The organism is Thioalkalicoccus limnaeus (genome assembly GCF_041197575.1).
In the GTDB taxonomy this organism is placed as follows: Bacteria; Pseudomonadota; Gammaproteobacteria; order Chromatiales; family Chromatiaceae; genus Thioalkalicoccus; species Thioalkalicoccus limnaeus.
In genome coordinates, this window is the sequence record NZ_JBDKXB010000022.1 from 29,434 (window position 1) to 55,395 (window position 25,962).

At 66.1% G+C, this 25,962-nt stretch carries 25 protein-coding genes; 11 read left to right on the plus strand and 14 right to left on the minus strand.

Annotation, left to right across the window (positions count from 1 at the left end; all coding sequences use genetic code 11):
- The first annotated feature begins 7 nt into the window (after positions 1-7).
- Positions 8-769, plus strand: coding sequence for an SDR family NAD(P)-dependent oxidoreductase (locus ABC977_RS13925; protein WP_369667871.1), 762 nt, complete (start codon positions 8-10; stop codon positions 767-769).
- A gap of 276 nt (positions 770-1,045) precedes the next feature.
- Here the strand turns inward: ABC977_RS13925 and nikR are convergent, their stop codons facing one another.
- The 13 genes from nikR to ABC977_RS13990 form a co-directional block, all read right to left on the minus strand.
- Entirely contained in the window at positions 1,046-1,468 is a 423-nt protein-coding gene (gene nikR, locus ABC977_RS13930; RefSeq protein ID WP_369667872.1) for a nickel-responsive transcriptional regulator NikR, read from the minus strand.
- A 208-nt stretch (positions 1,469-1,676) separates the two neighbouring features.
- Entirely contained in the window at positions 1,677-1,997 is a 321-nt protein-coding gene (locus ABC977_RS13935) for a tetratricopeptide repeat protein (protein ID WP_369667873.1), read from the minus strand.
- Positions 1,998-2,108: 111 nt separating this feature from the next.
- On the minus strand, positions 2,109-2,942 hold the full coding sequence (locus ABC977_RS13940; RefSeq protein ID WP_369667874.1) for an NYN domain-containing protein: 834 nt from the start codon (positions 2,940-2,942) through the stop codon (positions 2,109-2,111).
- 273 nt (positions 2,943-3,215) lie between these two features.
- Positions 3,216-5,162, minus strand: a complete 1,947-nt coding sequence (acs, locus tag ABC977_RS13945; protein WP_369667875.1) for an acetate--CoA ligase — start codon at positions 5,160-5,162, stop codon at positions 3,216-3,218.
- Positions 5,163-5,337: 175 nt separating this feature from the next.
- The gene (locus ABC977_RS13950) at positions 5,338-5,664 is read right to left on the minus strand and encodes a DUF4342 domain-containing protein (RefSeq protein WP_369667876.1); all 327 of its coding nucleotides are present in this window, start codon (positions 5,662-5,664) and stop codon (positions 5,338-5,340) included.
- Positions 5,665-5,700: 36 nt separating this feature from the next.
- Positions 5,701-6,555, minus strand: a complete 855-nt coding sequence (locus ABC977_RS13955) for an alpha/beta hydrolase (protein WP_369667877.1) — start codon at positions 6,553-6,555, stop codon at positions 5,701-5,703.
- 79 nt (positions 6,556-6,634) lie between these two features.
- Positions 6,635-7,624: a serine/threonine protein kinase gene (locus ABC977_RS13960; RefSeq protein WP_369667878.1), complete on the minus strand. Its 990-nt coding sequence runs from the start codon at positions 7,622-7,624 to the stop codon at positions 6,635-6,637.
- A gap of 155 nt (positions 7,625-7,779) precedes the next feature.
- On the minus strand, positions 7,780-8,487 hold the full coding sequence (trmB, locus tag ABC977_RS13965) for a tRNA (guanosine(46)-N7)-methyltransferase TrmB (protein ID WP_369667879.1): 708 nt from the start codon (positions 8,485-8,487) through the stop codon (positions 7,780-7,782).
- A 26-nt stretch (positions 8,488-8,513) separates the two neighbouring features.
- Positions 8,514-9,311: a thiazole synthase gene (locus tag ABC977_RS13970; RefSeq protein WP_369667880.1), complete on the minus strand. Its 798-nt coding sequence runs from the start codon at positions 9,309-9,311 to the stop codon at positions 8,514-8,516.
- A gap of 56 nt (positions 9,312-9,367) precedes the next feature.
- Positions 9,368-10,594 carry a flavodoxin-dependent (E)-4-hydroxy-3-methylbut-2-enyl-diphosphate synthase gene (ispG, locus tag ABC977_RS13975; RefSeq protein WP_369667881.1) on the minus strand — a complete coding sequence of 409 codons (1,227 nt, stop codon included), beginning with the start codon at positions 10,592-10,594 and terminating at the stop codon, positions 9,368-9,370.
- Positions 10,595-10,687: 93 nt separating this feature from the next.
- Positions 10,688-11,542, minus strand: coding sequence for a DUF4743 domain-containing protein (locus tag ABC977_RS13980; protein ID WP_369667882.1), 855 nt, complete (start codon positions 11,540-11,542; stop codon positions 10,688-10,690).
- Positions 11,543-11,840: 298 nt separating this feature from the next.
- Positions 11,841-13,214: a sigma-54-dependent transcriptional regulator gene (locus ABC977_RS13985; RefSeq protein WP_369667883.1), complete on the minus strand. Its 1,374-nt coding sequence runs from the start codon at positions 13,212-13,214 to the stop codon at positions 11,841-11,843.
- Positions 13,211-14,743, minus strand: a complete 1,533-nt coding sequence (locus tag ABC977_RS13990; RefSeq protein ID WP_369667884.1) for a sensor histidine kinase — start codon at positions 14,741-14,743, stop codon at positions 13,211-13,213. Before ABC977_RS13990 ends, ABC977_RS13985 begins: the two co-directional genes overlap by 4 nt.
- A 202-nt stretch (positions 14,744-14,945) precedes the next feature.
- Between ABC977_RS13990 and ABC977_RS13995 the strand changes: the two genes are divergently transcribed.
- The 7 genes from ABC977_RS13995 to ABC977_RS14025 all read left to right on the plus strand — a co-directional run bounded on the left by ABC977_RS13995 (position 14,946) and on the right by ABC977_RS14025 (position 21,355).
- Positions 14,946-15,536 carry a hypothetical protein gene (locus tag ABC977_RS13995; RefSeq protein WP_369667885.1) on the plus strand — a complete coding sequence of 197 codons (591 nt, stop codon included), beginning with the start codon at positions 14,946-14,948 and terminating at the stop codon, positions 15,534-15,536.
- A gap of 235 nt (positions 15,537-15,771) precedes the next feature.
- The gene (locus ABC977_RS14000; protein ID WP_369667886.1) at positions 15,772-17,790 is read left to right on the plus strand and encodes a SulP family inorganic anion transporter; all 2,019 of its coding nucleotides are present in this window, start codon (positions 15,772-15,774) and stop codon (positions 17,788-17,790) included.
- Positions 17,791-17,919: 129 nt separating this feature from the next.
- Positions 17,920-18,519 (plus strand): Uma2 family endonuclease, encoded by a 600-nt coding sequence (locus ABC977_RS14005; RefSeq protein ID WP_369667887.1) that lies wholly within the window; start codon positions 17,920-17,922, stop codon positions 18,517-18,519.
- A 15-nt stretch (positions 18,520-18,534) separates the two neighbouring features.
- The gene (locus ABC977_RS14010) at positions 18,535-18,780 is read left to right on the plus strand and encodes a hypothetical protein (RefSeq protein ID WP_369667888.1); all 246 of its coding nucleotides are present in this window, start codon (positions 18,535-18,537) and stop codon (positions 18,778-18,780) included.
- A gap of 82 nt (positions 18,781-18,862) precedes the next feature.
- Positions 18,863-19,165, plus strand: a complete 303-nt coding sequence (locus ABC977_RS14015) for a PepSY domain-containing protein (RefSeq protein ID WP_369667889.1) — start codon at positions 18,863-18,865, stop codon at positions 19,163-19,165.
- 134 nt (positions 19,166-19,299) lie between these two features.
- On the plus strand, positions 19,300-19,974 hold the full coding sequence (locus ABC977_RS14020) for a winged helix-turn-helix domain-containing protein (RefSeq protein ID WP_369667890.1): 675 nt from the start codon (positions 19,300-19,302) through the stop codon (positions 19,972-19,974).
- Positions 19,961-21,355, plus strand: coding sequence for a HAMP domain-containing sensor histidine kinase (locus ABC977_RS14025; RefSeq protein ID WP_369667891.1), 1,395 nt, complete (start codon positions 19,961-19,963; stop codon positions 21,353-21,355). Before ABC977_RS14020 ends, ABC977_RS14025 begins: the two co-directional genes overlap by 14 nt.
- 291 nt (positions 21,356-21,646) lie before the next feature.
- Here ABC977_RS14025 and ABC977_RS14030 read toward each other — a convergent pair whose 3' ends face one another.
- The gene (locus tag ABC977_RS14030; protein ID WP_369667892.1) at positions 21,647-21,769 is read right to left on the minus strand and encodes a hypothetical protein; all 123 of its coding nucleotides are present in this window, start codon (positions 21,767-21,769) and stop codon (positions 21,647-21,649) included.
- Between the two features lie 13 nt (positions 21,770-21,782).
- Here ABC977_RS14030 and hsdR point away from each other — a divergent pair, with 13 nt between their 5' ends.
- The 3 genes from hsdR (at position 21,783) to ABC977_RS14045 (ending at position 25,909) form a co-directional block, all read left to right on the plus strand.
- Complete coding sequence (gene hsdR / locus ABC977_RS14035; RefSeq protein WP_369667893.1) at positions 21,783-24,173, plus strand: EcoAI/FtnUII family type I restriction enzme subunit R; 2,391 nt, start codon at positions 21,783-21,785, stop codon at positions 24,171-24,173.
- A gap of 48 nt (positions 24,174-24,221) precedes the next feature.
- Positions 24,222-25,370: a Fic family protein gene (locus ABC977_RS14040; protein ID WP_369667894.1), complete on the plus strand. Its 1,149-nt coding sequence runs from the start codon at positions 24,222-24,224 to the stop codon at positions 25,368-25,370.
- 233 nt (positions 25,371-25,603) lie between these two features.
- On the plus strand, positions 25,604-25,909 hold the full coding sequence (locus ABC977_RS14045; protein ID WP_369667898.1) for a type I restriction enzyme HsdR N-terminal domain-containing protein: 306 nt from the start codon (positions 25,604-25,606) through the stop codon (positions 25,907-25,909).
- Positions 25,910-25,962: the final 53 nt, after the last annotated feature.

Genomic DNA, 25,962 nt, shown 5'->3' on the forward strand with positions numbered 1-25,962 from the left:
AGATCCGATGCAGACGGAAGCCGAAGCAACCAGCCGGATCGCCGCGTATCAGCCGGCCGCGGACCTGTTGAAGGGTCGCGTGATCCTGATCACTGGCGTGGCCGATACCATTGGCCGCGCCGTGGCCGTCGCTTGCGCGCGGCATGGGGCGACTTTGGTCCTGTCCGATCGCGACGAGCCAGCGCTGGCACCGGTCTACGATCAGATCGAGGCCGCCGGCGATCCGCAACCCGCGATCCTGCCGTTGGACCTCGACAAGGCCACCGAGACGACCTATTTCGGGTGCGCCGAGACCTTGGCGCAGGAATTCGGGCGACTCGATGGCCTGGTGCATTGCGCGGCCTACACCCCCTATTTGAGCCGGATCGATGACTTCGGCGCCGGTGACTGGGAGCAGGTCCTGCGCGTGAATCTGACCGCTCCCTTCCTGCTCACGCGCGCCTGCCTGCCGTTGCTGAGGGCGGCGGAGGAGGCCTCGATCGTCTTCAGCGCCGATCGCGTCGGCCGACAGGGACGGGCCTATTGGGGGGCGTACGGCGCGGCCAAGTTCGGCATCGAAGGGCTGATGCAGACGCTTGCCGACGAGACCCGCTCGGCCGGCCGCATCCGGGTCAACAGCCTCGATCCCGGCGCCGTCCGCAGCGGGCTGCGGGTTCGCCTGTATCCCGGTGAGGATCCGAACGCGCTGCCGGCGGCCGAGAGCATCGTCAATCGCTATCTCTTCCTGCTCGGCATCGACAGCCGGGGGCTCACCGGGTGCGCCCTGTAAGGGCGCTTGGTAACGTTACAAGCTGCCCGCGCGGGGCAAGGATACCCCGTTCCGTCGCGATCGGCGACCAAAAGATAGGCAGCCGGATACCGCGCTGTCGACTTCCGTGCCGATCAGGGCCTCCTCTGTCCTCAGCGTGAACACAAAGCCACGGATGCGCACCGATGGACACGGAATAAGACCAAGTAACGGACAAGTCGGCACATGGCTGATTCGATCCGTGAGTTTCCGTGGCTCCTTTCATCCTTTGGGGTGCCTCGGCAGCGGGCATGACAGTCAAGCGGTGAGCCGGGACGCCTTCGTCAGTTTCGCCAGTCGCACACCGCGCAGGCCGCCGATCTCGATGCTCAAGCGCTCGATTTGATCGGCCTGGCCACGCAGTATGATGACTTCCAGGCAGTTGTGGTGGTCCATGTGGACGTGGGTGGTTGCAACCACGTGCACGTAGTCACGATGCTGGATATCGAGGACCTGCTGCGCCAGATCCCGCTGATGGTGATCGAAGACGATCGTCAATACCCCGCTGACCTCCTCGGTGCCAGCCGTCCAAGCATCCTCGACCATCCGCTCCCGGATCAGGTCGCGGACCAGTTCCGAGCGCGACGCGTAACCTCGTCCGACAACGCGCTGATCGATCTCCTCGAGCAGCGAGCGCGGCAGAGACACGCTGAAGCGGATGGTTTCCTCGGTTTTGGACATGGTCGCTCCTCGCACGATGACGCGCCCAAGCATACCCGATTCGCGGGAATGATGGGGTTGGCTCTGATGCGAAAATGGCCTGGCACGCACTGTCCGGGCCGCGCCGGAGTGGTCGCCGGGCGAAGTTGCGCGTGCGAGCTGGTGCGTCCGGGGTAGTTCGGATTTTCTCAACCGGTGTGGGGCATTCCGCGTGCTTGCGATGGCCGGCTCAGTCCAAGGCCTTCGCCGAGCGCTGGCGAAAGACGCGCATCTCCTTCGCGGCCTGGATGTCTCCTTTCGCCTCGGCCGCCGCGATCCCGCGGTCGAAGACCGCGACGGCCTGTTCATGTTCTCCGGTCGCGGCGAGCGCCTTGCCGTAGAGCTTCCAGGCCGCGGAATATCCGGGATCCTGTCTGACGGCTTCGGCGAGATGTGGAAGGGCTTGCGCCGCGGCACCTTGATTGAAGTAGGCGTTGCCAAGGCCGTACCGCATCAGCGGCGTGTCCTGGCCTTGTTCGAGGAGTCTTTCCAGGTTGTCGATCAATTTCATCGGTGTATGTGCCCATAGACTGAGTCGAAGGATGCGGGTGTGAAGCCTGTCTCACCCCAAGACCCGGACTTCTACCTGGTCAGTCCGCCCACCCACCGGACGCGCCGGCTTCTACCGATTGATCGAGAAGGCCAGGCGGACATTACTGGCAACGAAGCCATTATCCTTTTGTTCGCTCTCGCTCAGATAAAACTCCAGGATGGTTTCGCGATTCAACACCAGATCCTCGGTGACGTCTTCGGCCAGTTCATTGGCATGGCAAAAGACGCTGATGTACGGAGATCCTTCATCCCGTGGATCGGTGATCCAGAGATTGGGCGAGATGTGGTCCAGGACACGCAGAAACCCATAGCCCTTGTCCGGGAACCATTTGGTGCAGACCCCGCGGACGCAGGAACCGACCTTGCCCCATTCATTGCGCGGTTCATAGGGGATCGGCAGCAGATCCGGTATCAGATAGCCCGAGTAGAAGGTGTCGACTGATTGTTGCAGCTGCCGCGATACGTTCTTGAAGCCGATCAGTTCGACGCGGCACCCGCGGTTCTGTAGCGCGTTGACGACCTGCAGGAAATCACCGTCCCCGGTGACCAGCAGAACCTTGTCGAGCATGCTGGCTTGCAGCATCGCATCGACGGCCATGTCTAGATCGGCGTTGGCCTTGGTCGTGACATTCCCATTGTCATCGGTGTAGCGCCGAACGGTCTTGACGGTAATCTTCCATCCGAAGTCGCGGACCATTTGCTGGTAGGCGCGCGCCTTTTTTGCGTACTCGTAGTCCTCGCGCGCCCGTTCCGAATCGAAAGCCATGTAAGTGTTCAATCGCAGCAGTTCGCCACCGGAGCGTGCCGCGTAGCGCCGCAGCACGTCGTAACGCATCTGATAACCACCGTTGTAACGAACGTTCTCGGCGTCGACGAAAACGCCCACTCGCAGTCCGGAATTCAAGTTTTGAAACCTCTGAAGATAAAGAATCGTGTTTACCTGAGAGCTATCGATCAGTGTGTCAAGAGGGGTCGAGAGGCCGGATGCCCCGGTGCTTGATGTAAGTAAATCGACCGACTGATCACCAGTACGCCGGGTCGAATGTCGAGCGGGGCAAACCGAGAAGGCCGATCGCGGAAGGGGCGACGAACCTGGTCGCCCGATCCGCTCTCGGGACGGGCCGCGCGCGGAGGCGGCTGAATCGGCCTCGGCGAGCGGTGAGGAGGTGAGGATCGGTTACTTGTTCGCGCGGTTGTTGATCAGATCCTCGACGACGCTCGGGTCGGCCAGCGTCGAAATATCCCCGAGCGAGTCGACTTCGTTCGAGGCGATCTTGCGCAGGATGCGCCGCATGATCTTGCCCGAGCGGGTCTTCGGCAACCCCGGCGACCATTGGATGATATCGACCGTCGCGATCGGGCCGATCTCGCCGCGGACCAGCGCCACCAATTCTTTCTTCAGCGCGTCGGTGGGTTCGACGCCGGTCATCGGGGTCACATAGGCGTAGATGCCCTGACCCTTGATGTCATGCGGGTAGCCGACGACGGCAGCCTCGGCGACATGCGGGTGGAGCACCAGCGCCGATTCGATCTCGGCGGTGCCGAGCCGATGCCCGGATACGTTCAGCACGTCATCGATGCGGCCGGTGATCCAATAGTAGCCGTCTTCGTCGCGCCGGGCGCCATCACCGGTGAAGTAGTAGCCCGGGTACTGCTTGAAGTAGGTCTCGATGAAGCGCTGATGGTCACCATAGACGGTGCGCATCTGTCCGGGCCAGGAGCGGCTCAGTACCAAGGCCCCTTCGCCGGGACCTTCGATCAGCGTACCCTCGGCGGGATCGACGAGCGCCGGCACGACTCCGAAGAAGGGCCGTGTGGCCGAGCCCGGTTTCAAGGGCGTGGCGCCGGGCAGCGGCGTGATCAGATGGCCGCCCGTCTCGGTCTGCCACCAGGTGTCGACGATCGGGCAGCGCTCGTCGCCGACGACGCGGTGATACCATTCCCAGGCCTCGGGATTGATCGGCTCGCCGACCGAGCCCAAGATCCGCAGCGACGCGCGCGAGGTGGCCTTGACCGGTTCCTCGCCGGACCGCATCAGAGCCCGGATTGCGGTCGGGGCCGTGTAGAAGATCGCGACCTTGTGCTTGTCGACCACCTGCCAGAAGCGCGAGACGTCCGGGTAGTTGGGAATCCCTTCGAACATCAGCGAGATGGCGCCGTTGGTCAGCGGACCGTAGACGATGTAGGTGTGACCGGTGACCCAGCCGACATCGGCCGTGCACCAGTAGACCTCGCCGTCCTGGTAATCGAAGGTGTACTTGTGCGTCATCGCCGCATGGACCAGATAGCCGCCGGTCGTGTGCAGCACGCCCTTCGGCTTGCCGGTGGAGCCGGAGGTGTAGAGGATGAACAGCGGATCCTCGGCGTCCATCTCCTCGGCCGGGCATTCGGTGGCGGCATTGGCCATTGCCTCGTGGTACCAGACGTCACGCGCGGCATCCCACGCGATCTGACCGCCGGTGCGCCGCACGACCAGCACCGTGTTGACGTTCGGGCACTCGGCGAGCGCGGTGTCCGCATTCTTCTTCAACGGCACGTGCCGGCCGCCGCGGACGCTTTCGTCGGACGTGATCAGGGTGCGGCAGTCCGAGTCCAGGATCCGGTCGCGCAGGCTGTCGGGGGAGAAGCCACCGAAGACGATCGAGTGCACCGCGCCGATCCGCGCACAGGCGAGCATCGCGACGGCCGCCTCGGGGATCATCGGCAAGTAGATGCAGACGCGGTCGCCTTTCGCGACGCCGCGCGATTTGAGCACGTTCGCGAGCTTGCAGACCTCGCCGTGGAGTTCGCGGTAGGTCAGGCTCCGGTCCTCGGTCGGATCGTCGCCTTCCCAGATGATGGCCACCTGGTCGCCGCGCGTCTCGAGGTGCCGGTCGAGGCAGTTGTAGGCGATGTTGAGCTTGGCCCCTTCGAACCAGCGAATGTGCAGGTCATCGGCCTGGAAGCTGAAATCCATCACCTTGTCCCACTTCTTGAACCAGGTGACGAATTGTTCCGCTTGCTCGGCCCAGAAGCCCTCCGGGTCGTCGACCGAGCGCTGGTACATCGCCTCGTACCGTTCCTGGTTGATGTGGGCCTTCGCGGCGATCGACTCTCGGATCGCATAGATTTTTTGTTCTGACATGGCAGGCCTCTCCTCTTCGTTGTGGTCTAGTCGGGCCGGATCCGACCAGGAACTGGCTGGATCCGGCGAAAAATTCGGGAGTCGATACTAAACCTTGCGAGTGCGCTTCGCCACCCGCGGACGTGACCGGCTCCGTTGGGTTCGGGTTGCACTCGCCGCACGGGCCGGCAAGGCGTCAACGGGGATCATGCTCGTCGAGCCGCTCCGGGATCTCCTTCGGCGGTTCGTCGGGGGTCCGGCGAACGATCTCGACGCGAAAGTTCGCAACCAGCGCGGCCATCGCGCCGAGGGCGGCCAACACGGGGGCCATCACCGTCATCAGCCCACCGACGGCGATGCCGGCGTTCAACGGGATCTCGATCAGCTCCTCGCCGTTCGGCTTGCGTACGATGAGCCGCCGAACATTGCCTTCGGCGATCAACTGCTTGACCTTATCGACCAGTTCGTGACCCGAGACCGTGATTTCTTCGACGATGCGGTTGCGTGGATTCTCATTCGACATGGCAAAACTCCTTGGCATTGGGTTCGTCAGTCGGGTTCAAGGGGTCCCGCCGCTCCCGCGATGGTTTGCAAGGAACGCCGCGAGGGATTGCTCGTAGGCCGGCTGGGATCGCAAGAACCCGCTGTTGTGGTCCCCGCGCAGCGCCACGAACTCCTTCGGTTCGCGCGCTGCCGCGTAAAGCTTTCGACCGAGCTCGTAAGGGATGATTTCATCGTCCGGGCTATGCAGCACTAGGACCGGCGCATCCACATGAGCGATTCGGCCGACGGCATCGAAGTCGAAGCGCAAGAACACCAGGCTGGACAAGACCGGAAAGCTGTGGCGGGCCATGTCGGCCGCCGACGTGAAACCCGATTCGACGATCAGGGCCCGGCTGTCGACCTGCGAGGCCAAGTGCGTCGCGACGATGGCGCCCAACGAGCGGCCGAAGATGACGATATCGTCCGCCGGTATGCCGCGTTCCTCGGTCAAGTAGATCCAAGCTCCAAGCGCATCGGCGTAGAGGCCGCGTTCGCTCGGTGCGCCGCGGCTCTGACCGTACCCGCGATAGTCGAGGATGAAGACGTTCAGGCCGAGTCGCCGGAAGATCGCGATCGAATCGCGCCGATGAGAGATGTTTCCGGCGTTGCCATGAAGGAAGAGCAGGGTGCCTCGGGGCACGGGCGCGGGGATGTACCAGCCGTGCAGTTCGACACCGTCGGTCGCGGTGAACCAAACGTCCTCGTAGCTCATCCGCCAGTCCCCAGGCGTGGCATGAATCCGGCTGTGCGGCATGAAGACCATCGAGGGCTGAGCCAGGAACATCAAGCCGTTGAGCAGGACCAGTCCGAGGACCAGGTATCCGACGACGGACATGAGCTTCGAGGTGATCGTCAAGGCGTGCCCGGACATGATGGTCGTTGTCGCACGACGGTTCGAGCCGGCGCCGTTGCCCAGCGTCCGCGGTCAGTCGGGGTTTGCTCACACCCTCTCAGTTTGGCCACAACGGACCCTCCTCCATCGCGGCGATCTGCTCGCGCAGTTGCAGGATCAGGTCCTGCCAATAGTGTTGGGTGTTGAACCAGGGGAAGGCGATCGGGAAGGCCGGGTCTTCCCAGCGGCGGGCGAGCCAGGCGCAATGATGGATCAGGCGCAGCGTGCGCAGGGCCTCGATCAGATGGAGCTCCCGGTAGTCGAAAGGGTGAAAGGCTTCATACCCAGCGAGCACATGCGCGAGCTGTCCGCTCATCGTGAAACGGTCCCCCGACAGCAGCATCCACAGGTCCTGGATCGCCGGTCCCATGCGTGTGTCGTCGAGGTCGACGAACAGCGGGCCGTCCTGGTTCCAGAGCAGGTTGCCGAGGTGGCAGTCGCCGTGCAGGCGCAGCGTGCGGATCTCGCCCGCGAGCCCGAACCGAGTGCGTACCCCGTCCAGTGCTTGATCGAGCACGCTGCGAAACACGGTGTCCAGATCGGCCGGGATCCAGCCTTCGGCGAACAGCAGCGTGCGCGGTGCCTCGCCGAAGGTCGCGATGTCGAGCGTCGGGCGATGGCGGTACGGCACCCGCGCGCCGACCGCGTGGATGCGCCCGATCGAGCGTCCGAGCCATTCGAGGACTTGGGTGTCCTCGAGCTCCGGCGTCCGACCACCGCGCATGGGTGTCAGGGTGAAGCGAAAGCCCTCGAAGTGGTGCAGGGTGCGTCCACCGATGACCAAAGGCGGGATCGTTGGGATCTCCCGCTCGACCAATTCGGCCGTGAAACCATGCTCCTCTTCGATCTGCTCGTCCGACCAGCGCCCGGGGCGATAGAACTTGGCCACGACCGGGGATCCGTCCTCGAGGCCGATCCGATAGACGCGATTCTCGTAGCTGTTGAGCGCGAGCAGACGCCCGTCCGGGACGAGCCCGAGGTCTTCGATAGCATCGAGCACCCGGTCCGGGGTCAGGTTCGTATAGGGGGTCGGGTTCAACGCGGTCATGGCGTCATTCTAACCCCGAACGTCCCGTTGCGCGGGGAAGGGCGTTGGCGCCGCGTCCGCGACCAGATGCGGACAGGCGCCGGCCAGCGGGAAAGGGCGGGGCGGGCCGGTGCGCGAGACGGCCGCCATGTCGCGGTCGTTCCGTTGGGTGGCCGTCAGCGGCGGCGAAAGACCAGGTCGCGTACCGGGTGACCGAGCCCGAGGCCACGCCGTTCAAAACGGGTCATTGGGCGCTCGTCGGGTCGTGGCGCGTAGCGGCCGGGGCCCGCGGCGTTCTCGAAGGCGGCGGACGCCGACAGGATTGCGAGCATCTGCTCGGCGTAGGCCTCCCAATCGGTGGCGGCGTGAAACAGGCCGCCGGGTTGCAGTACGCGGGCGACCTGAGCGACGAAGGCCTCATTCAGGATCCGGCGTTTGTGATGGCGCTTCTTGGGCCAGGGGTCGGGGAAGTAGAGCATCACGCCGACCAGGCTGGCGGGCGCTAGACCCTGCGTCAGCACCTCGACCGCGTCGTGGCGCAGGATCCGCAGGTTTTGCAGGCCGCGCTGTTCGCCCTCGAGCAGCAGGTGGCCGATACCCGGTCGGTGGACCTCGATGCCGAGGTAATTGCGTTCCGGGTGGCGTTCGGCGAGCTCGGCCAGCCCGGCACCGTTACCGAATCCGATCTCGACGACGACCGGCTGATCGTTGCCGAACAAGGCGCCGAGGTCGAGTGGCCCATCGCCGCCCCAGTCGACGCCGAATCGCGGCCACAGGTCGACGAACGCACGCTGTTGGGCCGCGGTCAAACGCCCCTCGCGCAGCACGAAGCTGCGGATCGGCCGGTGCGGGCGCGGATCCAGAGCGCGAGGCGGTTCCGGCATGGCGGAGCGGATGGTCAGCGAGCGGATCAGAAGAACAGCCCCTCGATCGGCGACGAGGCCGACGCGAATCGCTTGGCTGGCATGCGGCCGGCCAGGTAGGCCTCGCGCCCCGCTTCGACGGCTTTGCGCATCGCCCCGGCCATCATGATCGGGTCGCGCGCCGCGGCGATCGCGGTGTTCATCAGGACCCCATCGCAACCAAGCTCCATCGCGACAGCGGCGTCCGACGCCGTGCCGACCCCGGCGTCGACCAGGATCGGGACCCGGGCGTTTTCGACGATGGTGCGGATGTTCAGTGGGTTGCGGATCCCGAGCCCGGAGCCGATCGGCGCCGCGAGCGGCATGACCGCAACACAGCCGATCTCTTCGAGCCGTTTCGCGACGATCGGGTCATCGTTCGTGTAGACCATGACGTCGAAGCCCTCCTTGACCAGCGTCTCGGCGGCCTGGATCGTGGCGACCACGTCCGGGAACAGGGTGCGTTCGTCGCCGAGGACCTCGAGCTTGACCAGGTTGTGGCCATCGAGCAGTTCCCGCGCGAGGCGGCAGGTCCGGACCGCCGAATCGACGTCGTAGCACCCGGCCGTGTTGGGCAGGATCCTGTAGCGATCGGGCGGCAGGACGTCGAGGATGTTCGGTTGGTCGCGGTCTTGGCCCATGTTCGTGCGGCGTACCGCGATCGTGATGATCTCGGCGCCGCTCGCCTCGACAGCCAGCCGGGTCTGTTCGAGATCCTGGTACTTGCCGGTGCCGACCAGCAGGCGGGAACCGTAGCTCTGGCCGGCGACGAGCAATGGGTCTTCGTGGGAAGCGGTGTCGGTCATGTGCTTTCAGGTCGTGTTGGTCGTGGCTTGGTGTCAGGATAAACCATTACTGATCGCTAGCGTACGCGATAGCGCGTCTTGACATAGTCGTCGACCAGACGCAGGAACTGCTCGGCGATGCTGTCGCCCTTCAGGGTCGTGACCTTCTCGCCGTCGACGAAGACCGGGGCCGACGGGCGCTCGCCGGTGCCGGGCAGGCTGATGCCGATATTGGCGTGCTTGCTCTCGCCGGGTCCGTTGACCACGCATCCCATGACGGCGACCTGCATCGTTTCGACCCCGGGGAATTGCTCGCGCCAGATCGGCATCTGCGCACGCAGGTGGTCCTGGATGTCGCGGGCGAGTTCCTGAAACAGCGTGCTCGTCGTCCGTCCGCAACCGGGGCAGGCCGTGACCATCGGCGTGAAGGACCGCAGGCCCATGGTTTGCAGGATCTCCTGGGCGACGACGACCTCGTTGGTCCGCGATGCGCCGGGTTCCGGCGTCAGGGACACGCGGATCGTGTCACCGATCCCCTCCTGCAGCAGAACCGCGAGCGCCGCGGTCGAGGCGACGATACCCTTCGAGCCCATGCCGGCCTCGGTCAGGCCGAGGTGCAGCGCGTAAGGCCCGCGCGCTGCCAGCATACGGTAGACGGCGATCAAGTCCTGAACCCCACTCATCTTGCACGACAAGAGGATCTGGTCGCGCGGCAAGCCGAGCGCCTCGGCCCGCGTTGCGCTCTCGAGCGCCGATTGCACCATCGCCTCGCGCATCACGGCATCGACCGGCTTCGGCGAGGCGGACCGGGCGTTCTCGTCCATCATCCGCGCGATGAGCTCCGGGTCCAGGCTGCCCCAGTTGACGCCGATGCGGACCGGCCGCCGATAGCGACACGCGATCTCGATCATGGTCGCGAATTGGCTGTCGCGGCGCTCGCCGCGACCGACATTGCCCGGGTTGATCCGATACTTCGCGAGGGCCTCGGCGCAGGCTGGGTAATCGGTCAGGAGCCGATGCCCATTGAAATGGAAGTCACCGATCAGCGGGACCCCGATCCCGCGCGCGTCGAGCGCCTCGCGGACCCGCGGGACGGCCTTCGCGGCCGACTCGTTGTTGACGGTGATCCGCACGAGCTCGGAGCCGGCGCGCGCGAGGTCGGCGACCTGGGTCACGGTCGCCGCGACATCGGCGGTGTCCGTGTTGGTCATCGACTGCACGACGATCGGGGCGTTACCGCCGACGACGATGTCGCCGATGCGGACCGGTAGGGTGGGGTGACGTTGGATCGCTGAGGTACTCATGGTGGCTGTCTGTGATGGTCGGCGGGAAGGAACCGATCCGGACCGGCGGGTCCGCGTCGGCTCGGGATGGGGCCGCCGCGGTCCGGCCCCCGGCTATGGTAGCGGTGCGCGCAGCCCTTGGACCAGCGCCAGATAGTCCGGCTCCTCGGGGCCGATCAGTCCGTGGCGGATCAGGAAATCGATGATGACCAGATTGCAATTGAGTTTGAAGTCGTCGCTATCGCGGACGATCGCCAGGACCTCGTCGACCGGCCAGCGATAGAAAGCCGCGACCTCGCCGTCGGTGCAGTGGGGCACGAAATCGGCCGGCAACTCGAGGTCATAGCAGTAGATCACGTCAGGCTTGAGCCCGGAGGTCGAGGCCCGGCAGTAGGTCACGGCGCCAACCGGTCGCGCGCGGTCCGCCTGTTCCGGGTCGAGTCCGGCCTCCTCGTGGCACTCCTTGCGCAGGTTCTCGCTCAGCGACACGCCCCAGGGCAGTCCGCCGGCGACCAGGTGATCCAGGTGCCCCGGATAGTGCCGCCGGTCCCACGCGCGGCGGGCAACCCAGAGTTCGAGCCCGGCGGCCGTGCGCACGTAGCCGTTCAGATGCTGGCCGAAGGCCCGGACTCCGAAGCACGGGGCCGCGGCGCGATCGATCAGGAAGCGGGCTTGCCCGCGCCCGCCCGCCGTGACCGGGTAGGGCTCGCGGTGCAGCGGCCCGATCAGGCCGGCGTCGACCAGCCGGGCGAGGATCGCGGCGAACTGCGCCGAGCGCGCGTCGAACTCGGTCGGCGCCGACCACCAGACGAGGCCGTCGCGGTCAAGCCTAAAGTCGCGGTCCTCGGCGGCCAGGGCCTCGGCGAAGCCCCGGCGGGTCAGCCCCAGTCGTTCACCGGCGACGACGAAGGGGACGTAATCGGCGGGATCCCAATGGTTGCAGGCGTGGATCTTCTCGAGCAGGCTCATCGGTCAGCGCGGGTGGCGTCAGGGATTCTCGACTCCTAGAGCATAACAGTGTTCGTCGTCGAATATCCTTAGGTTTCCAATGGGGCTGGTTGACGTTACGTGATGCGCCGTCGACACACAACCTTCGACTCGACGGCGCGATCTTGCTCGCCGACGTTCGCCAAAGCCAAGCGACCGCCGGGAGCGAGCAATGGTGTGCCAGGCCAGTCGCGCAGTAGCCCGACCCCAAGGCAGATCGGCCATGTCGTGGGTCTCGATAGGTGGCCGGATCACCTTCACGACTGCGCAGTCCACAGGCTCACACATCGATGCCCAGTCGTTTGATCTTGCGCCACAGGGACACCCGGTCGATCCCGAGGATTTCGGCGGCACGGGTGCGGTTGCCACAGGTGCGCACGAGGACCGCGCGGATCAACTGCTCTTCCTGGGCCTCCAGGGTCGGCAGGCCGCCCGCCTCGATCGGGTGCATCACCCGCACCTCCAGCCGAGTGAGGGCCTCGGGGAGATGGGTGGGAAGCAGCTCGCGTCCGGTGGCGAGCGCCACGCCACGCTCGATGAAGTTCGACAGCTCGCGCACGTTGCCCGGGTAGTCGTAGCCAGCAAGCAGACGCATCGCCTCGGGGGCGATCTCGTCGACCTCCTTCCCCATGGTGACGGCGTGGCGCCGCAGGAAATAGTAGGCCAGCAGCGGCACGTCGTCGCGTCGCTCGCGCAGCGGTGGTACCCCCAGGTTGACCACGTTCAGGCGGAAGAAGAGGTCCTCGCGCATCCGCCCGGTAGCGACCGCGGCCTCCAACGGGCGATTGGTGGCGGCGATCAACCGCACGTCCACCGGCACCGGCTCGTGACCGCCGACACGCAGCAGCTCGCGCTCCTGGATGACGCGCAGGAGCTTGACCTGCATCGCCATCGGCATCTCCGCGACCTCATCGAGCAGGAGGGTCCCGCCGGATACCGCCTCGATCAGACCGAGCTTGCGAGCCATGGCCCCGGTGAAGGCCCCCTTCTCGTGCCCGAAGAGCTCGCTCGCCAACAGGTCCTCGTGCAGTGCCCCGCAATTCACCCCGAAGAAGCGGCTGTCCGCCCGGTTGCTGTGGCGGTGCAGATAGCGGGCCAGGAGCTCCTTGCCGGTGCCGCTTTCGCCGGTGATCACGACGTTGCAGTCGGTTGGCGCGATCTGGCGCGCGGTTGCCAACAGCCGTTGCATGCCCAGGTCTTGGGTGACGATGGTCCCTTGGCCGGTGGTCGACGCGACCTGCTCGCGCAGCTCGCGGTTCTCGCGCTTCAAACGTGCCATCTCAGCGGCGCCGCGCACGACCTCGCGCACCTCGTCCAGACGATAGGGTTTGGCGATGTAATGGTAGGCGCCCTGCTTCATCGCCTCGATCCCGGAGTTCAGTGTGGCATAGCCGGTGACAAGGATCACCTGGATGTCGGGCCAAAGGGCCCGGGCGTGCTGCAGGATCCTCATGCCGTCCACCTCCGGCATGCGCAGATCCGTCAGGACCACATCGAAGGGCTCGCGCTCCAGGGCAGCGAGCGCCGCGGTCCCGGTCGGACATGGCACAACCTGGTAGGGCTCGCGTTCGAAGATCTGGACCAGGTTCTCGAGGGCGATCGCCTCGTCGTCGATCACGAGGAGGCGGGTCGGGACGCCAAGCGGCTGGGTCACGCGTCCGCCTGATCGCAGCTGGTCGGCAGCCAGAGCGTGAAGCGGGCGCCGCCCTGCGGGCGGTTCTCGGCGCTGACGCAGCCACCGTGCTCCTGCGCGATCTCCTGCACGATGTAGAGCCCAAGGCCGGTGCCAAGCCCCGTCTCGCGCGTGGTGAAGAAGGGATCGAAGACACGCGGGAGGATCGTGGGCGGGATGCCCGGGCCGTCGTCCTCGACGCGGATCAGGATCAGGGGCTGCTCGGGGTCGCGCGCCAGCGGCTCGCCCCCCAAGGTCCAAGCGGCGGCGTCGGGTGTGCTCGCGGCCCAGGTGCTGAGCTGGGCGCTGACCCGCAGAGCACCTGTCGGCCCACAGGCATCGAGACCGTTCTTCATCAAGTTAATGAAGACCTGCCGCAAACGCTCCTCATCGGCGATCAGGACCAGCTCGGGCGGCACATCGAGCACGATTCGCGCGATGGACGTGGCGCTGCGGGCCACCGAGGCGCGGGCGGCGACGAGAATCTCCTCCAGGGCAACGCACTCCATCTGGCGGGGGCGCAGCGGCTCCTTGCCTGCGTAATCGAGGAGGGTGCGCACGATGCCGCGGGCGCGTTCGGTCTCGCCCTCGATCTGCCTGAGCCAGGTACACCGCTGCTCAGCGGGGGTGGCCTCGCCCCCCTCGATGAGCAGCTGCGTCGACGAAGAGATATTGCCAAGCGGGTTGTTGAGCTCGTGGGCAACCCCCGAGACCAGGGTGCCGAGAGAGGCGAGGCGCTCGGAATGACGCAGCTGATCCTGGCGGGCCTGAAGCTCGGCCAGCATGCTGTTGAAGGTGCGGGTGAAGGAGACGATCTCGCGGTCCATGGTGGGAAGCGCGAGGTGCCGATAGCGCCCCTCGCCGATCGGTTTGAGGTCCGTCTCTAGTGCCTTGATTGGCGAGAGGATACGGGCCGCGAGGGTTCGCCCGCCCACCAGCACCAGGATCACCGCCGGGATCGAGAAAGCGATCAGGGCGTTCACCGACCGCTCAACCTTGGCCGTGAGCTCGTCACGCTCGCGCCGGCTGAGGATCTTCGCCGTTTGGGAGGCGAGGTGGCCGGCACTGCGCGCCTGCTCGCTGATGCCCTCCCGTTCGGCGCGCGAGGCGGTCGCGTAGCTGGTCAAGAGTTCGTGGTAGCGGGTCAGGCTCGCTTCGAGCTGCCCAAGCTCAGCCGGCGAGGCCAGTCGGTTGAACAGCTTGGCTTGGTCCCGCAGGCGGGCGAGCCCTCGTTCGGCATGATCGAGCGCGGCCGAGAGGTCCGCGTCATCCCCGGAGAGGAAGTACTTCTTCTCGTTGCGGCGCATCTCCAGGCTGTCCTGGAGCAGGTCGGCCACCGCCTCGCCTCTCGCCAGGCCTCGCTCCACCAGGCCAAGGACCGCGAACTGCAGAAGCGCCAACGCCAGCACGGCCCCGGCGGCGAGGAAGTAGCCGAAGGTGATCTTGCGGCGCAGGCTGGTCATGGATTGCGCGCGGTAATCGGTTGCAGCATGCAACATTGGACGTTGCATTTTGTAACACTCCGGCGAGTCGCTAGGCAAGCTTGAGTGCGTACCGATCTGAATGCTAACGGCGTTGCGTTACGCAACGACTGAACCCTCTCGCAGTTCACCAAGGCCGCATTCAGAAACAGCGGGTTGCCGCATTGAAGCGCATTGGCGCGCGGATTGCTGGAATAGGGCTGGATTCGGCTCAGTTCTCTGGAGAAACACGATGAAGCGACTCATCGCCCAGCTGAAGAAGGCTTTGGCCGCCCTCGCTTACGCCGATGTCGGAGAGATGCTCCCGGGCATCGACAAGGACAGGGTCCTCGGGATGTCCGTCAAACCCGTCCCTGCAACACCAACCGCAACTTCGATGTTGCTGCGCCAGGCCGCGACAGTCACCCCGCTGCCGGGGCTCAGGCAGCAGGTCGGTCTGTACCTCGGGGCGACCCTGGACCCGGCAGTGATCCGCTATGCCGCCGACACTTGTCGCGAAATCCAGTCGACCCTGACGCTCGTGACCTTCCAGTCGGAGGACACTGTCCGCGAGTTGCTCGCGCCGCATCTCCCCGAGTTGGAAGGCGCAGGCGTGCCTTGGCGGATTGCCCGCCTGCAGGGGGAACCACACTCCAGCCTCGTGCGCTACCTGCGCCAAGAGCGACGCATGCTGTTCTTGGCGTGCAGCGACGCCGGCTTCTTCGGCCACGAGGTGCGCGGTGGCGGGCGTCGCCGGATGGATTTCGGCTTGCCCATTGTCATCGTCAGGGCGGAGGGCACGGCGCTGCCGCTCGGGCGGACACGCCTCGTATCCAGGGGGTAGTGGGCTCCGGGTCACCATCGCCCTCCAGACAAGGGCGAGTCGAGCGCCCGCCGAACGCCTTCTACACAGGCGTGGTCGGGACGCTTCGCCCCCGAACGAACGCCGCAGTGGCGGGCGGGCGCTAGCCGTCCAGGGTTAGCTGTTAGCCCGTTTCGATCGTTTTCCTTCCTCTAGAGGTCGCCACTTCGTGTCCGCCTGGCTATCGATCCTGTTCCCTTTCCTGCGATGGTTCCCAATGAGTCGTGCAGGCCTGCGCGCCGACCTGATCGCCGGCCTCAGCGTGGCCATGGTGCTGATCCCCCAGAGCATGGCCTACGCGGGGCTGGCCGGGCTCCCGGTTGTCTACGGGCTCTATGCAGCGGCGCTACCCGTCGCGGTGGCCGCGCTGTGGGGGTCCTCCCGCTTCCTGCACACGGGGCCGGTCGCAATGCTGTCGCTGATGTCGGCGGCGGCGATAGCGCCTTTCGCGACACCTGGCAGTGAACAGTTCATCACGCTCTCTGTGATGCTCGCACTGATGGTCGGCGTCCTGCGCCTGGCGTTCGGCCTGTTCCGTCTCGGCGTGTTGATGAACTTCACCTCGCACCCGGTGACCCTCGGCTTCACCAACGCCGCGGCCCTCATCATTGGCTTGTCGCTCCTGAACACCTTCATCAATGTGCCGATGCCGCGCTCGGACAGCTTCGTGGTGGACCTGTCTGCCGTGGTGGCCCAATTCCCGCATGCGCATTGGCCGACGGTGGTGTTCGGCGTGGCGACACTCGCCTTCCTGCTCCTCATGCGCCGCATGGCACCGCGGGTTCCGGCCGTCTTGCTGGCGGTTCTGCTGGGGACCAGCGTCAGCGCCGTGATCGGCTTCGAGCAGAATGCCAGCGTGCCCTTCGACGGTATCCTCGACACGACGGCTCGCCAAGCCTACCAGGCGCTTGCTCGGACGCGTGCCGAGCTCGGGGCGACCAGCGAGCGACTCGCTGGGCTCGGGGACGAGCTGCGGGAGGCGAAGCGCCGCGGAGAGTTCATGCCGGAGCTCGAGGTGGAGCAAGCCCGGCTGGCAGCGGCCGAGCGCATCCTCGAGCGACAGCTCAACGCCCAGCGCATCGCTGCGCACAGCTTCGTGCTGGCGCCGGTGGCGGATGGCGGCGCTGTGGTCGGGTACCGCAAGGCATCGCCCGGTGAAGGCGGCTGGCGAGTGGTGCGGGTCGATATCGATGAGGTTCTGCTCGCCCGCGGCGGCCAGGTGGTCGGCGACATCCCGCGCGGACTGCCAGCGCCGGCCCTGCCGGTAGTGGATTGGGAGGTGGCCCCGTCGCTGTTCGGGGCGGCCTTGGTCATCGCATTGATCGGTTTCATGGAAGCCACCGCGATCTCCCGCGCCCTAGCCGCCCAGAAGCGCGAGAAGCTTGATACGAACCAGGAGTTGATCGGCCAGGGGCTCGCCAACATCATCGGCAGCATATTCCACGCTTACGTGGTCAGTGGCTCCTTCTCGCGCTCTGCGGTGGCCGCGCGCGCCGGGGCGCAAACCGGCTTCTATGCGGTGGTGAGCGCGCTCGCGGTGGTGGCCGCGATCTTCTTTCTGACCCCCTACCTCTATCACCTCCCTCAGGCTGTGCTCGCAGCGATTGTGATGACGGCGGTGTTCGGGCTGATCGATGTCAAGGCGCTGGTCGGCGCCTGGCGCGTCCAGCGCGCTGACGGTGTCATCGGGCTAGTGACCTTCCTCGCAACACTTGCCCTCGCCCCCAACCTCGCCGGAGGGGTGCTCGTGGGGGTTGTGCTTGCGGCGCTGGCCTTCCTGATCGGTACGATGCGTCCGCGCGCAGAGGTGCTCGGGCGGCTGCCAACGGGCTCGCTGGGCGGCGCCTTCACACATGATCTGCCTCCGCTCAGCGAGCGTTTCGTCGTTCTGCGCTTCGACGCCTCACTGGTGTTCGTCAATGTCGCCTATTTCGAGGAGGCGGTCCGCCGGGCCGTCGCGAGTTTCCCCAAGGCGACGGCGGTGCTGGTGATCGGCAGCGGCATCAACCGGATCGATGCTTCGGGCACGGAGGCGATCAAGGCGCTCGCCAGCGACCTCGGGGCCGCCGGTTGCACGCTGATGTTCTCGGGCCTGAAGAAGCCGGTCCTCAATGCGTTCGAGCGCGCTGGCCTGTTGCCCCTGCTCGGCAAGGAGAACATCTATCCCAACAGAAACGTCGCGCTGGATCGCCTGACGCAGCTAGAGGCAGAGGTAGCGACGCGGCCAGCCGGATAGGGGACGGCCCCGAGCAGCGCGGCGGGCGGCCCGTACGACGGGTGGATCGTCTCATGCTGATCCGACGACGCCGATCCCGGCTATCATTTGGCGGTCTACCGGGTGAGAACGACTACCTGGAGGTCTCAAATGGAAGCGGCAAGACACGCACGCGATCGTCACACCTATGCCGACTATCTGGCGTGGCCAGATGAGGTGCGCTACGAGTTGATCGATGGCGAGGCCTATCTGATGGCCCCGGCGCCTACGCTGGAGCATCAGGATGTCGCCGGGGAGATCTTTCGTCAGTTGGCGAACGCTCTGGCCGGCCCGAAGCAAACCTGCCGTCCCTTCATTGCCCCGGTGGATGTCCGCCTGCCACGTGCCGACGAGGCCGATGAGTTCGTCGACACGGTGGTGCAGCCGGACGTGCTGGTCGTCTGCGACCCGGCGAAGCTCGACCGGCGCGGTGTGCGCGGGGCACCGGATCTGGTCGTGGAGGTCCTGTCGCCGGCGACCGCCAGCCATGACCATCGGCGCAAGCGCCAGGTCTACGAGCGGGCCGGCGTGCGCGAATTCTGGCTGGTGCACCCGACCGACCGGATGGTGACCATCTATCGTCTCGCGGAGGGCCGGTTCGGCAAGCCCGAGATCTGCGAGCTCGTCGGGGAGACGCCGGTGGCGGTCCTGCCGGGTGTGGCGATCGCTTGGGACGACCTGGTTCTGCGTCTCCCGCTGCCCGAGGACTGAGGGCTTGGATGACCGATGCGTGCAAGACAAATGCCGATTTCCCGCATCGACAGGATCGAATCCCCGCAGATTGGTGCCGCAGTCGGCGCGCCGCCCGATGGTCGCGGCGCGGCCTTGAGACAGCGCACTGTGCCGGCTGATGTTGGCGTGAATCCTGGCGCCGTCGAGATTGACGCGGCCGAACTGGCCGAACTGGCCGAGCTGGTTTTCCCGTCGGCGCCAAGATTACAGGATCGTATAGATCTGGACATTCGCCCGTGAGGTGATGGGGCCTAGACTGGCTACCAGCTCGGCCGCTCGCCGAGCCACACGACCCGCATCCAATCAATCCGAGGACAGGCCAATGAAGTCCCCTCTCACCCATTTGTCGATTGCTATCCTGATGGCGATGCTACTGGTCGGCGGCCCCGTCTGGGCCGATCGCGATGCGATTCGGATGCTGTCGGAGGCCAAGATCAGCCTGATCGACGCGATTCGCTCGGCCGAGACCCATCAGGGCGGGCAGGCGATCGAGGCGGGGCTCGACGACGACAGCTTCCGCCCCGCCTACGAGGTCACGGTCGTCAAGGACGGCCGGGTCTTCGATGTCCAGGTCGATGCCGTCAACGGCGCGGTGTTTGGCGTCCGCGAAGACCTCGATGACTAGCGTCGTGCGACGGCACTCGCCGCGCGGGCGGACCCGCAACCCGCGAGCGGGGCCGGTCTGGCCGCTTGACTGACGCGATCGATGGCCGCCCCGGTTCGGATCGCTCCGCGGGCCGGGGCGGCGCGCGAGGAGCCATGCGCATTCTGGTGATCGAAGACGATGCCGAAACCGCGCGCTATATCGCGCAGGGGTTGCGCGAGCAGGGGCACGTCGTGGACCTGGCCGCGGATGGCCATGAAGGACTCATGCTCGCGAGTGGCACCGACTATGACGTGCTCATCATCGACCGCATGCTGCCGCGGCTCGACGGCCTCGCTCTGCTGAAGATGCTGCGCGCCGGCGGCATGGCGACCCCGGCCCTACTCCTGACGGCCATGAGCGGCCTGGAGGACCGCGTGCAGGGGCTGTCGGCGGCGGACGACTATCTGGTCAAGCCCTTCGCTTTCGCCGAGCTCTATGCCCGCGTCGGGGCGATCACGCGGCGCCAGCGCGCCGCGGCGCCGGTGACGCTGCTTCAGGCCGGCGATCTGCGAATGGATCTGGTGGGGCGCGTCGTGCAGCGCGGGTCGCGGCCGATCGCGCTGCAGCCGACCGAGTTTCGCCTGCTCGAGCACCTGCTGCGTCACAAGGGGCAGGTGGTCACGCGCACCATGCTGCTCGAGGCGGTCTGGGACATCCATTTCGATCCCCGTACCAACATCGTCGAGACGCACATCAGCCGGCTGCGCGCCAAGATCGACCGCGATGCGCCCGTCCCGCTGATCAAGACGGTGCGGGGGGCGGGATATCGGATCGATGACCCGCCTTAGGGACCTCGCCCGGCGCAGCGACGTCCGGCTGATGGCCTTTTTCGCCGCCGTCTTCGCGCTGTCGATGGCGGTGGTCGGGGCCCTGGTGCTCTGGGGTGTGGGCCTCTCGCTCGAGCGGCAGCTTCAGGCGCACGTCGAGTCCGACCTGGCGCAGCTGCTCGGCGACTATCGCGACGACGGGCTCGAGGAGCTGCGTCACGACATTCGCGAGCGGATCGAGGCCAATCCGTCCAGCCGGCTCCGCTACGTGCTGATCAACCCCGCGGGGCGTGCCATCTTCGACCCCGTGCGATACGCCGACAGGGACGGTTGGCAGGCCGCTCAAACGGCCGATGGCCGCGAGCTGCTGCTCTTCTGCACCGCGCTGGAGGCCGGCTATCGTCTTTGCGTCGGGGCCGATCGCGGCCCTGCGCAGGAGATGACCCAGGCGTTGAGCCGGATGCTGCTGACCGTCTTCTTTGTCACGCTCGCGGTCGGCGTCGGCGGCGGCACGGTCGTGAGCCGCCGCTTCCTGCGTCGAGTCGAGCGACTGAAGCGGGTTGCGCAAGCGATCGGCGAGGAGTCGCTGTCGTTGCGCATTCCAATCGGCCGCGAGCAAGATGCCTTCGCCCAGCTGGCGGCGACCATCAACCAGATGCTGGACCGCATCGAGCGCTTGATGAGCGAGGTGCGGCAGGTCTCGACCAACATCGCCCACGACCTGCGCACGCCGCTCGGGCGCCTGCGCCAGAAGCTCGAGAGGATGCAGGCCCTGCCCCTGCCGGCGGAGGCGGCAACGCTCGCCGACGCGGCGCTGACCGAGCTCGACCAGATCCTAGGACTCTTCGGTTCGCTGCTGCGGTTGGCCGAGATCGAGTCCGGCAACGCCGCGCTGAACAGGGAGTGGATCGAGGTCGGTCCCTTGCTCCAGGAGCTCGACGAGCTCTATCAGCCGATCGTCCAGGACAAGGGCCAGACGCTCGCGCTGGAGATCCCCGCCCCCGTCCGCGTCCTCGCGGACCGCCGCCTGCTCGTGCAATTGCTCGTGAACCTGCTGGAGAATGCGATCGGCCACACAGGGCCGGGCACGCCGATCCGCCTCGGTGCCCATCAGCAGGGCGCGCGCACCCTGCTCTGGGTCGCCGACGCGGGGCCCGGAATCCCCGCCCCGGAGCGGGCGCGGGTCACGCAGCCCTTCTATCGGCTCGATCGCGGCCGCTCCTCGCCGGGGCATGGCCTCGGCCTGAGCCTGGTCGCCGCGATTGCGGCGAGACACGGGGCCAGCATCGAGCTTGCCGACGCCCACCCCGGCTTGCGCGTGACGGTGGCGTTCGCCGAGCCGACGGCAAGCGCTGGCCCGCTTGACCCATTCGATTCGCGACGTCCACGGCACCCGCGTTGAGCCGCATCCTTGCAGTGCGGCGGCCAGCTGGTGGCCAGCTTCAGCGGGAGGTCTCCGCGCGCTGCGGGTCGTGCAGCGCCATCACCCGAGCGGCTCGAGATGAAACGCTACGCGTCGGTATTCGTCGACCCGGGGAGCCTGAGCCGACATCGGACAAGGACCCGCCGACTATCTGGTTTCCCTTGGTGGGCACGATGGCGGCGATCTTGTCGGAGGGCAACCAGCTTCTGTTGCGCTTCATCCGAGATCAGCCACTCGCGTCGTTGAGAGAATCGGCTGACCTGACAGGCGCTAGGTGCTGAACCTGTCGCGCACCTTGCCGATGATGGAAAGCGACCGATTGGCGACCTCGAGGAGGAGAGTCCGCGAAATCGCGCCCATGGCGCTGGCCACCAGCTTCAAGGTATCGATCAACTGAAGGACGACGATGAAGGGGCAGGCCATGCGCGATGGCGTGATCACCGAAGCAGATACCTGCCGTGAGTTCGTCACACCCCGGCTCGTGGAGGCGGGGTGGGGTGCCGCACCACACGTCATCGGTGAGCAGCGCAGCTTCACCGATGGACGCATCATCGTCGCCGGTGGGAAGGTGCGTCGCGGCAGGCAGAAGCGTGCCGACTACCTGCTGTACTACCGTCGCGACTACCTGTTGGCCGTCATCGAAGCCAAGGAGATCGGTCTGCCCGTGGAAGCCGGCGTGCAGCAAGCCCGGGAATACGCAGAAATCCTCGGCCTGAAGTTCGCCTATGCCACCAACGGTCACCGCATCATCGAGATCGACTACACGACCGGCGCCGAGCGCGAGATCGACCGCTATCCGACGCCCGATGAGCTGTTTGCCCGCCTGACCGCCGCGTCACATCTGCCCCAGGAAGCGGCGTCACACCTGCTGGAGCCGTTCAATCTGGTGTCGGGCAAGGTACCGCGCTACTACCAGCGGATCGCCATTGATCGCGTGATCGAGGCGATCCTGCTCGGGCAGAAGCGCATTCTCGCGACCCTGGCCACCGGCACCGGCAAGACCTGCGTCGCGTTCCAGATCTGCTGGAAGCTGTGGAGCAGCCGGTGGAACCGCGCCGGCGAGTACCGCCGACCCAAGATCCTGTTCCTCGCCGATCGCAACATCCTGGTAGACGATCCGATGGCCAAGATGTTCGCGCCTTTCGGCGATGCTCGTCACAAGATCGCCGGCGGCGACGTCAGCCAGGGTCGTGACATGTACTTCGGCATCTATCAGGCGTTGAGCACTGCCAGCACCGACGTCTTTCGGCAGTACCGGCCCGACTTCTTCGATCTGATCATCATTGACGAGTGCCATCGGGGCTCGAGCCGCGACGAGAGCGCGTGGCGCGCCGTGCTGGATTACTTCGCCCCCGCAGTGCAGTTCGGCCTGACGGCGACGCCGTTGCGCGAGGAGTCGCGCGACAGCTACGAGTACTTCGGCAACCCGGTCTACACTTACAGTCTGCGCCAGGGCATCGAGGACGGCTTTCTCGCGCCATATCGCGTGCATCGGGTGATTACCACCGTCGATGCGGCGGGCTGGCGGCCGAACAAGGATGAGCTCGACCGCTACGGCCGCGTGGTGCCGGACGACGAGTACCAGACCAAGGACTTCGAGCGTGTCGTGGCCCTGCGCGCCCGCACGCGGGCGATGGCCCGGCACCTGACCGACTTCCTCGGGGGCACCGACCGCTTCGCCAAGACGCTGGTCTTCTGCGTCGACCAGGAACACGCCGCCGAGATGCGCCAGGAGCTGATCCACCTCAACAGCGATCTGGTGAAGCAGTACCCGGACTTCGTCGCCCGCGTGACGGCCGACGAGGGCGCCATTGGCCTGACGCATCTGGCGCATTTCCAGGATGTGGACAAGCCGGCGCCCGTCATCCTGACCACCTCCCAGCTCCTGACCACCGGCGTCGATGCCGAGATGGTCAAGAACGTGGTGCTGGCCCGCGTCGTTGGCTCGCGCGCCGAATTCAAGCAGATCGTCGGTCGCGGCACGCGGCTGAAGGTCGACTACGGCAAGACGTACTTCAACATCATCGACTTCACCGGCACGGCTACCCGCCACTTTGCCGATCCGAACTTCGATGGCGAGCCGGCACGCATCGAGGAGGTTACGGTCGACGAGTCGGGCGAGCAGGTCAGTGTCACGGAGATCGAGCCCGAGACGCCGCCCGAGCCCCGGATATTGGAGTACGAGGTGCCTGAAGAGCAGATCGGCCCGGACACCGGAATCCTCATCAACGAGCCATCGCCCGAGCCGCGCAAGTTCTACATCGACGGCGGCAGGGCGAAGCCAACCGGCAGGATCGACATTGCCATGATGCAGTCTTTGTCCCGCCAGGGCGAGGTGAACCCGCTGGTCGAGGACTACGGCCAGGTAATCGTCGACGAGTGCCACCACGTCGGCGCCGTGTCGTTCGATGCCATCCTGAAACGGACGAAGGCCAAGTTCGTGCTCGGCCTGACGGCGACCCCGATCCGACGCGACGGGCAACAGCCGATCATCTTCATGCAGTGCGGGCCGATTCGCCACACGGCGGCCACTCCGGCCGGCGCGCCGCACGATCTGGAGGTCGTGCCGCGCGCCAGCCACGCTCGCATCGATCTGCCGCAGGATGCCGGCATCCAGGATGTCTTCCGACATCTCGCCAACGATCAGGCCAGGACCGCGGCCATCGCTGCCGAGGTGCGCAACGCCTTCGCACAGGGCCGCAAGGTGCTGGTCCTGACCGAGCGCACGGAACACCTCGAAGCCATATCGAGGTCGGCGTCGTGCCGTATGAAAGCCTGCTTTGATACTGGCGCATAAAAGTAAAGCGTGCTTTAATTTGATCCGGGAAATCAAAGCACGCTTTCAATGCCCCGCACCACCGGCACCTACGACACCGCGACCACGCTGGGTGAGTCGGTCCGCGCCTTCGTACCGCGACCGCTGCCCCCGGCTGATCCTCCGCTGGCGCCGACCTGCTTCGCCGACCTGAACCGGCAGGCCGAACTGGCGCTGGCGCGCCTGGCCGGGGTGTCGGGCCTGGTCCCGTCGGTGGAATGGTTGCTCTACAGCGCCATCCGCAAGGAAGCGCTGCTCACCTCGCAAATCGAGGGCACCCAGGCTACGCTGACCGACCTGTTCGACGAGGAAGCCGGGCTGAAGGTCAGCAACACCGACGATGTCGAGGAGGTCACCAACTACCTGCGCGCCTTCCGTTGGGTACAGGGGCAACTGCGCGACCCGCAGGGCTTGCCGATCAGCGTTCGCCTGCTGTGCGAAGCCCATCGCCTGCTGCTCGACGGCGTGCGCGGCGCGGGCAAACAGCCGGGCGAACTTCGCCGCTCGCAGAACTGGATCGGCGGCACGCGCCCAAGCAACGCCGCCTTCGTGCCGCCACCCCCGCAGCAGGTGGCCAATCTGCTGACGGACCTGGAGCGCTTCATCCATGCCTCCGACCCTGACCTGCCGCCGCTGGTCAGGGTCGCCTTGATCCATGCCCAGTTCGAAACCATCCACCCCTTCCTGGATGGCAACGGGCGCATCGGGCGGCTGCTGATCGCCGCGCTGATGGAGCACTGGGGGCTGTTGAGAGAGCCGTTGATGTACCTGAGCGGTTACCTCAAGCAGCACCAGACCGAGTACTACCGGCGCCTATCCGCCATCCGCGGCGACGGCGACTGGGAGGGCTGGGTATCCTTCTTCCTGGAGGGCGTGGCGGTGGCGTCCGCGGATGCCGAGCGCAGCATCATCGACGTGGCCAGCCTGATCACGGCGGATCGCAAGCGCCTGCTCGAATCTCCCAAGGCGGGGCCGATCAGCTACCGTCTGTTCGAATTGCTGCCGATGATGCCGCGCTTCAGCGTCGAGCATGTTCGCCAGCGGCTGGAGACGACGTTTCCCACGGCCAGCGCCGCCGTCAAGCTGCTGCAGGATCTTGGCATCCTGGCCGAGCTCACTGGGCAGAAGAAGAACCGCGTCTACAGCTACCAGGCGTATGTGGAACTGCTCTCCCGCTGACGGGTGCTCACCAGTCCGCAGATGCCCGCGGCATTGCTCGTAAGCTCAACGGGCGCGTTTTGTGACCGACAACCACACGCCACCACCGACACGAAAGCCAGGCCGTTCGGCCTGGCTTTATCACCGAAGCAGACACCTGCCGCGAGTTCGTCACACCGCGGCTGGTCGAGGCGGGATGGGGCGCGGCACTGCACACCATCGGCGAGCAGCGCAGCTTTACCAATGGCCGCATCATCGTCGCGGGCGGGAAGGTACGTCGCGGCAAGCAGAAGCGTGCCGACTACCTGCTGTACTACCGCCGGGACTACCCGCTGGCGGTCGTCGAAGCCAAGCAGATCGGCCTGCCCGCCGAAACCGGCGTGCAGCAGGCCCGGGAGTACGCGGAGCTCCTAGGGCTCAAGTTCGCCTACGCCACCAATGGCCACCGCATCATCGAGATCGACTACACCGCCGGCACCGAGCGCGAGGTCGACCGCTACCCGACGCCTGACCTGGTCAGCTTTGGCTGGTCGAGTGCGCGGCCGCGTCGCAGGTTGTAACAAGACCGATAAAGGACTATATTCAGTCCTAATCGATCTCGGGAGCAGACCCA

Coding starts and splice junctions, on each gene's coding strand:
- ABC977_RS13925 (WP_369667871.1), top strand. CDS start 8: ATGCAGACGGAAGCCGAAGCAACCAGCCGGATCGCCGCGTATCAGCCG.
- nikR (WP_369667872.1), bottom strand. CDS start 1,468: ATGTCCAAAACCGAGGAAACCATCCGCTTCAGCGTGTCTCTGCCGCGC.
- ABC977_RS13935 (WP_369667873.1), bottom strand. CDS start 1,997: ATGAAATTGATCGACAACCTGGAAAGACTCCTCGAACAAGGCCAGGAC.
- acs (WP_369667875.1), bottom strand. CDS start 5,162: ATGTCAGAACAAAAAATCTATGCGATCCGAGAGTCGATCGCCGCGAAG.
- ABC977_RS13950 (WP_369667876.1), bottom strand. CDS start 5,664: ATGTCGAATGAGAATCCACGCAACCGCATCGTCGAAGAAATCACGGTC.
- ABC977_RS13955 (WP_369667877.1), bottom strand. CDS start 6,555: ATGTCCGGGCACGCCTTGACGATCACCTCGAAGCTCATGTCCGTCGTC.
- ABC977_RS13960 (WP_369667878.1), bottom strand. CDS start 7,624: ATGACCGCGTTGAACCCGACCCCCTATACGAACCTGACCCCGGACCGG.
- trmB (WP_369667879.1), bottom strand. CDS start 8,487: ATGCCGGAACCGCCTCGCGCTCTGGATCCGCGCCCGCACCGGCCGATC.
- ABC977_RS13970 (WP_369667880.1), bottom strand. CDS start 9,311: ATGACCGACACCGCTTCCCACGAAGACCCATTGCTCGTCGCCGGCCAG.
- ispG (WP_369667881.1), bottom strand. CDS start 10,594: ATGAGTACCTCAGCGATCCAACGTCACCCCACCCTACCGGTCCGCATC.
- ABC977_RS13980 (WP_369667882.1), bottom strand. CDS start 11,542: ATGAGCCTGCTCGAGAAGATCCACGCCTGCAACCATTGGGATCCCGCC.
- ABC977_RS13990 (WP_369667884.1), bottom strand. CDS start 14,743: ATGCAACGTCCAATGTTGCATGCTGCAACCGATTACCGCGCGCAATCC.
- ABC977_RS13995 (WP_369667885.1), top strand. CDS start 14,946: ATGAAGCGACTCATCGCCCAGCTGAAGAAGGCTTTGGCCGCCCTCGCT.
- ABC977_RS14000 (WP_369667886.1), top strand. CDS start 15,772: ATGAGTCGTGCAGGCCTGCGCGCCGACCTGATCGCCGGCCTCAGCGTG.
- ABC977_RS14005 (WP_369667887.1), top strand. CDS start 17,920: ATGGAAGCGGCAAGACACGCACGCGATCGTCACACCTATGCCGACTAT.
- ABC977_RS14010 (WP_369667888.1), top strand. CDS start 18,535: ATGCGTGCAAGACAAATGCCGATTTCCCGCATCGACAGGATCGAATCC.
- ABC977_RS14015 (WP_369667889.1), top strand. CDS start 18,863: ATGAAGTCCCCTCTCACCCATTTGTCGATTGCTATCCTGATGGCGATG.
- ABC977_RS14020 (WP_369667890.1), top strand. CDS start 19,300: ATGCGCATTCTGGTGATCGAAGACGATGCCGAAACCGCGCGCTATATC.
- ABC977_RS14025 (WP_369667891.1), top strand. CDS start 19,961: ATGACCCGCCTTAGGGACCTCGCCCGGCGCAGCGACGTCCGGCTGATG.
- hsdR (WP_369667893.1), top strand. CDS start 21,783: ATGAAGGGGCAGGCCATGCGCGATGGCGTGATCACCGAAGCAGATACC.
- ABC977_RS14040 (WP_369667894.1), top strand. CDS start 24,222: ATGCCCCGCACCACCGGCACCTACGACACCGCGACCACGCTGGGTGAG.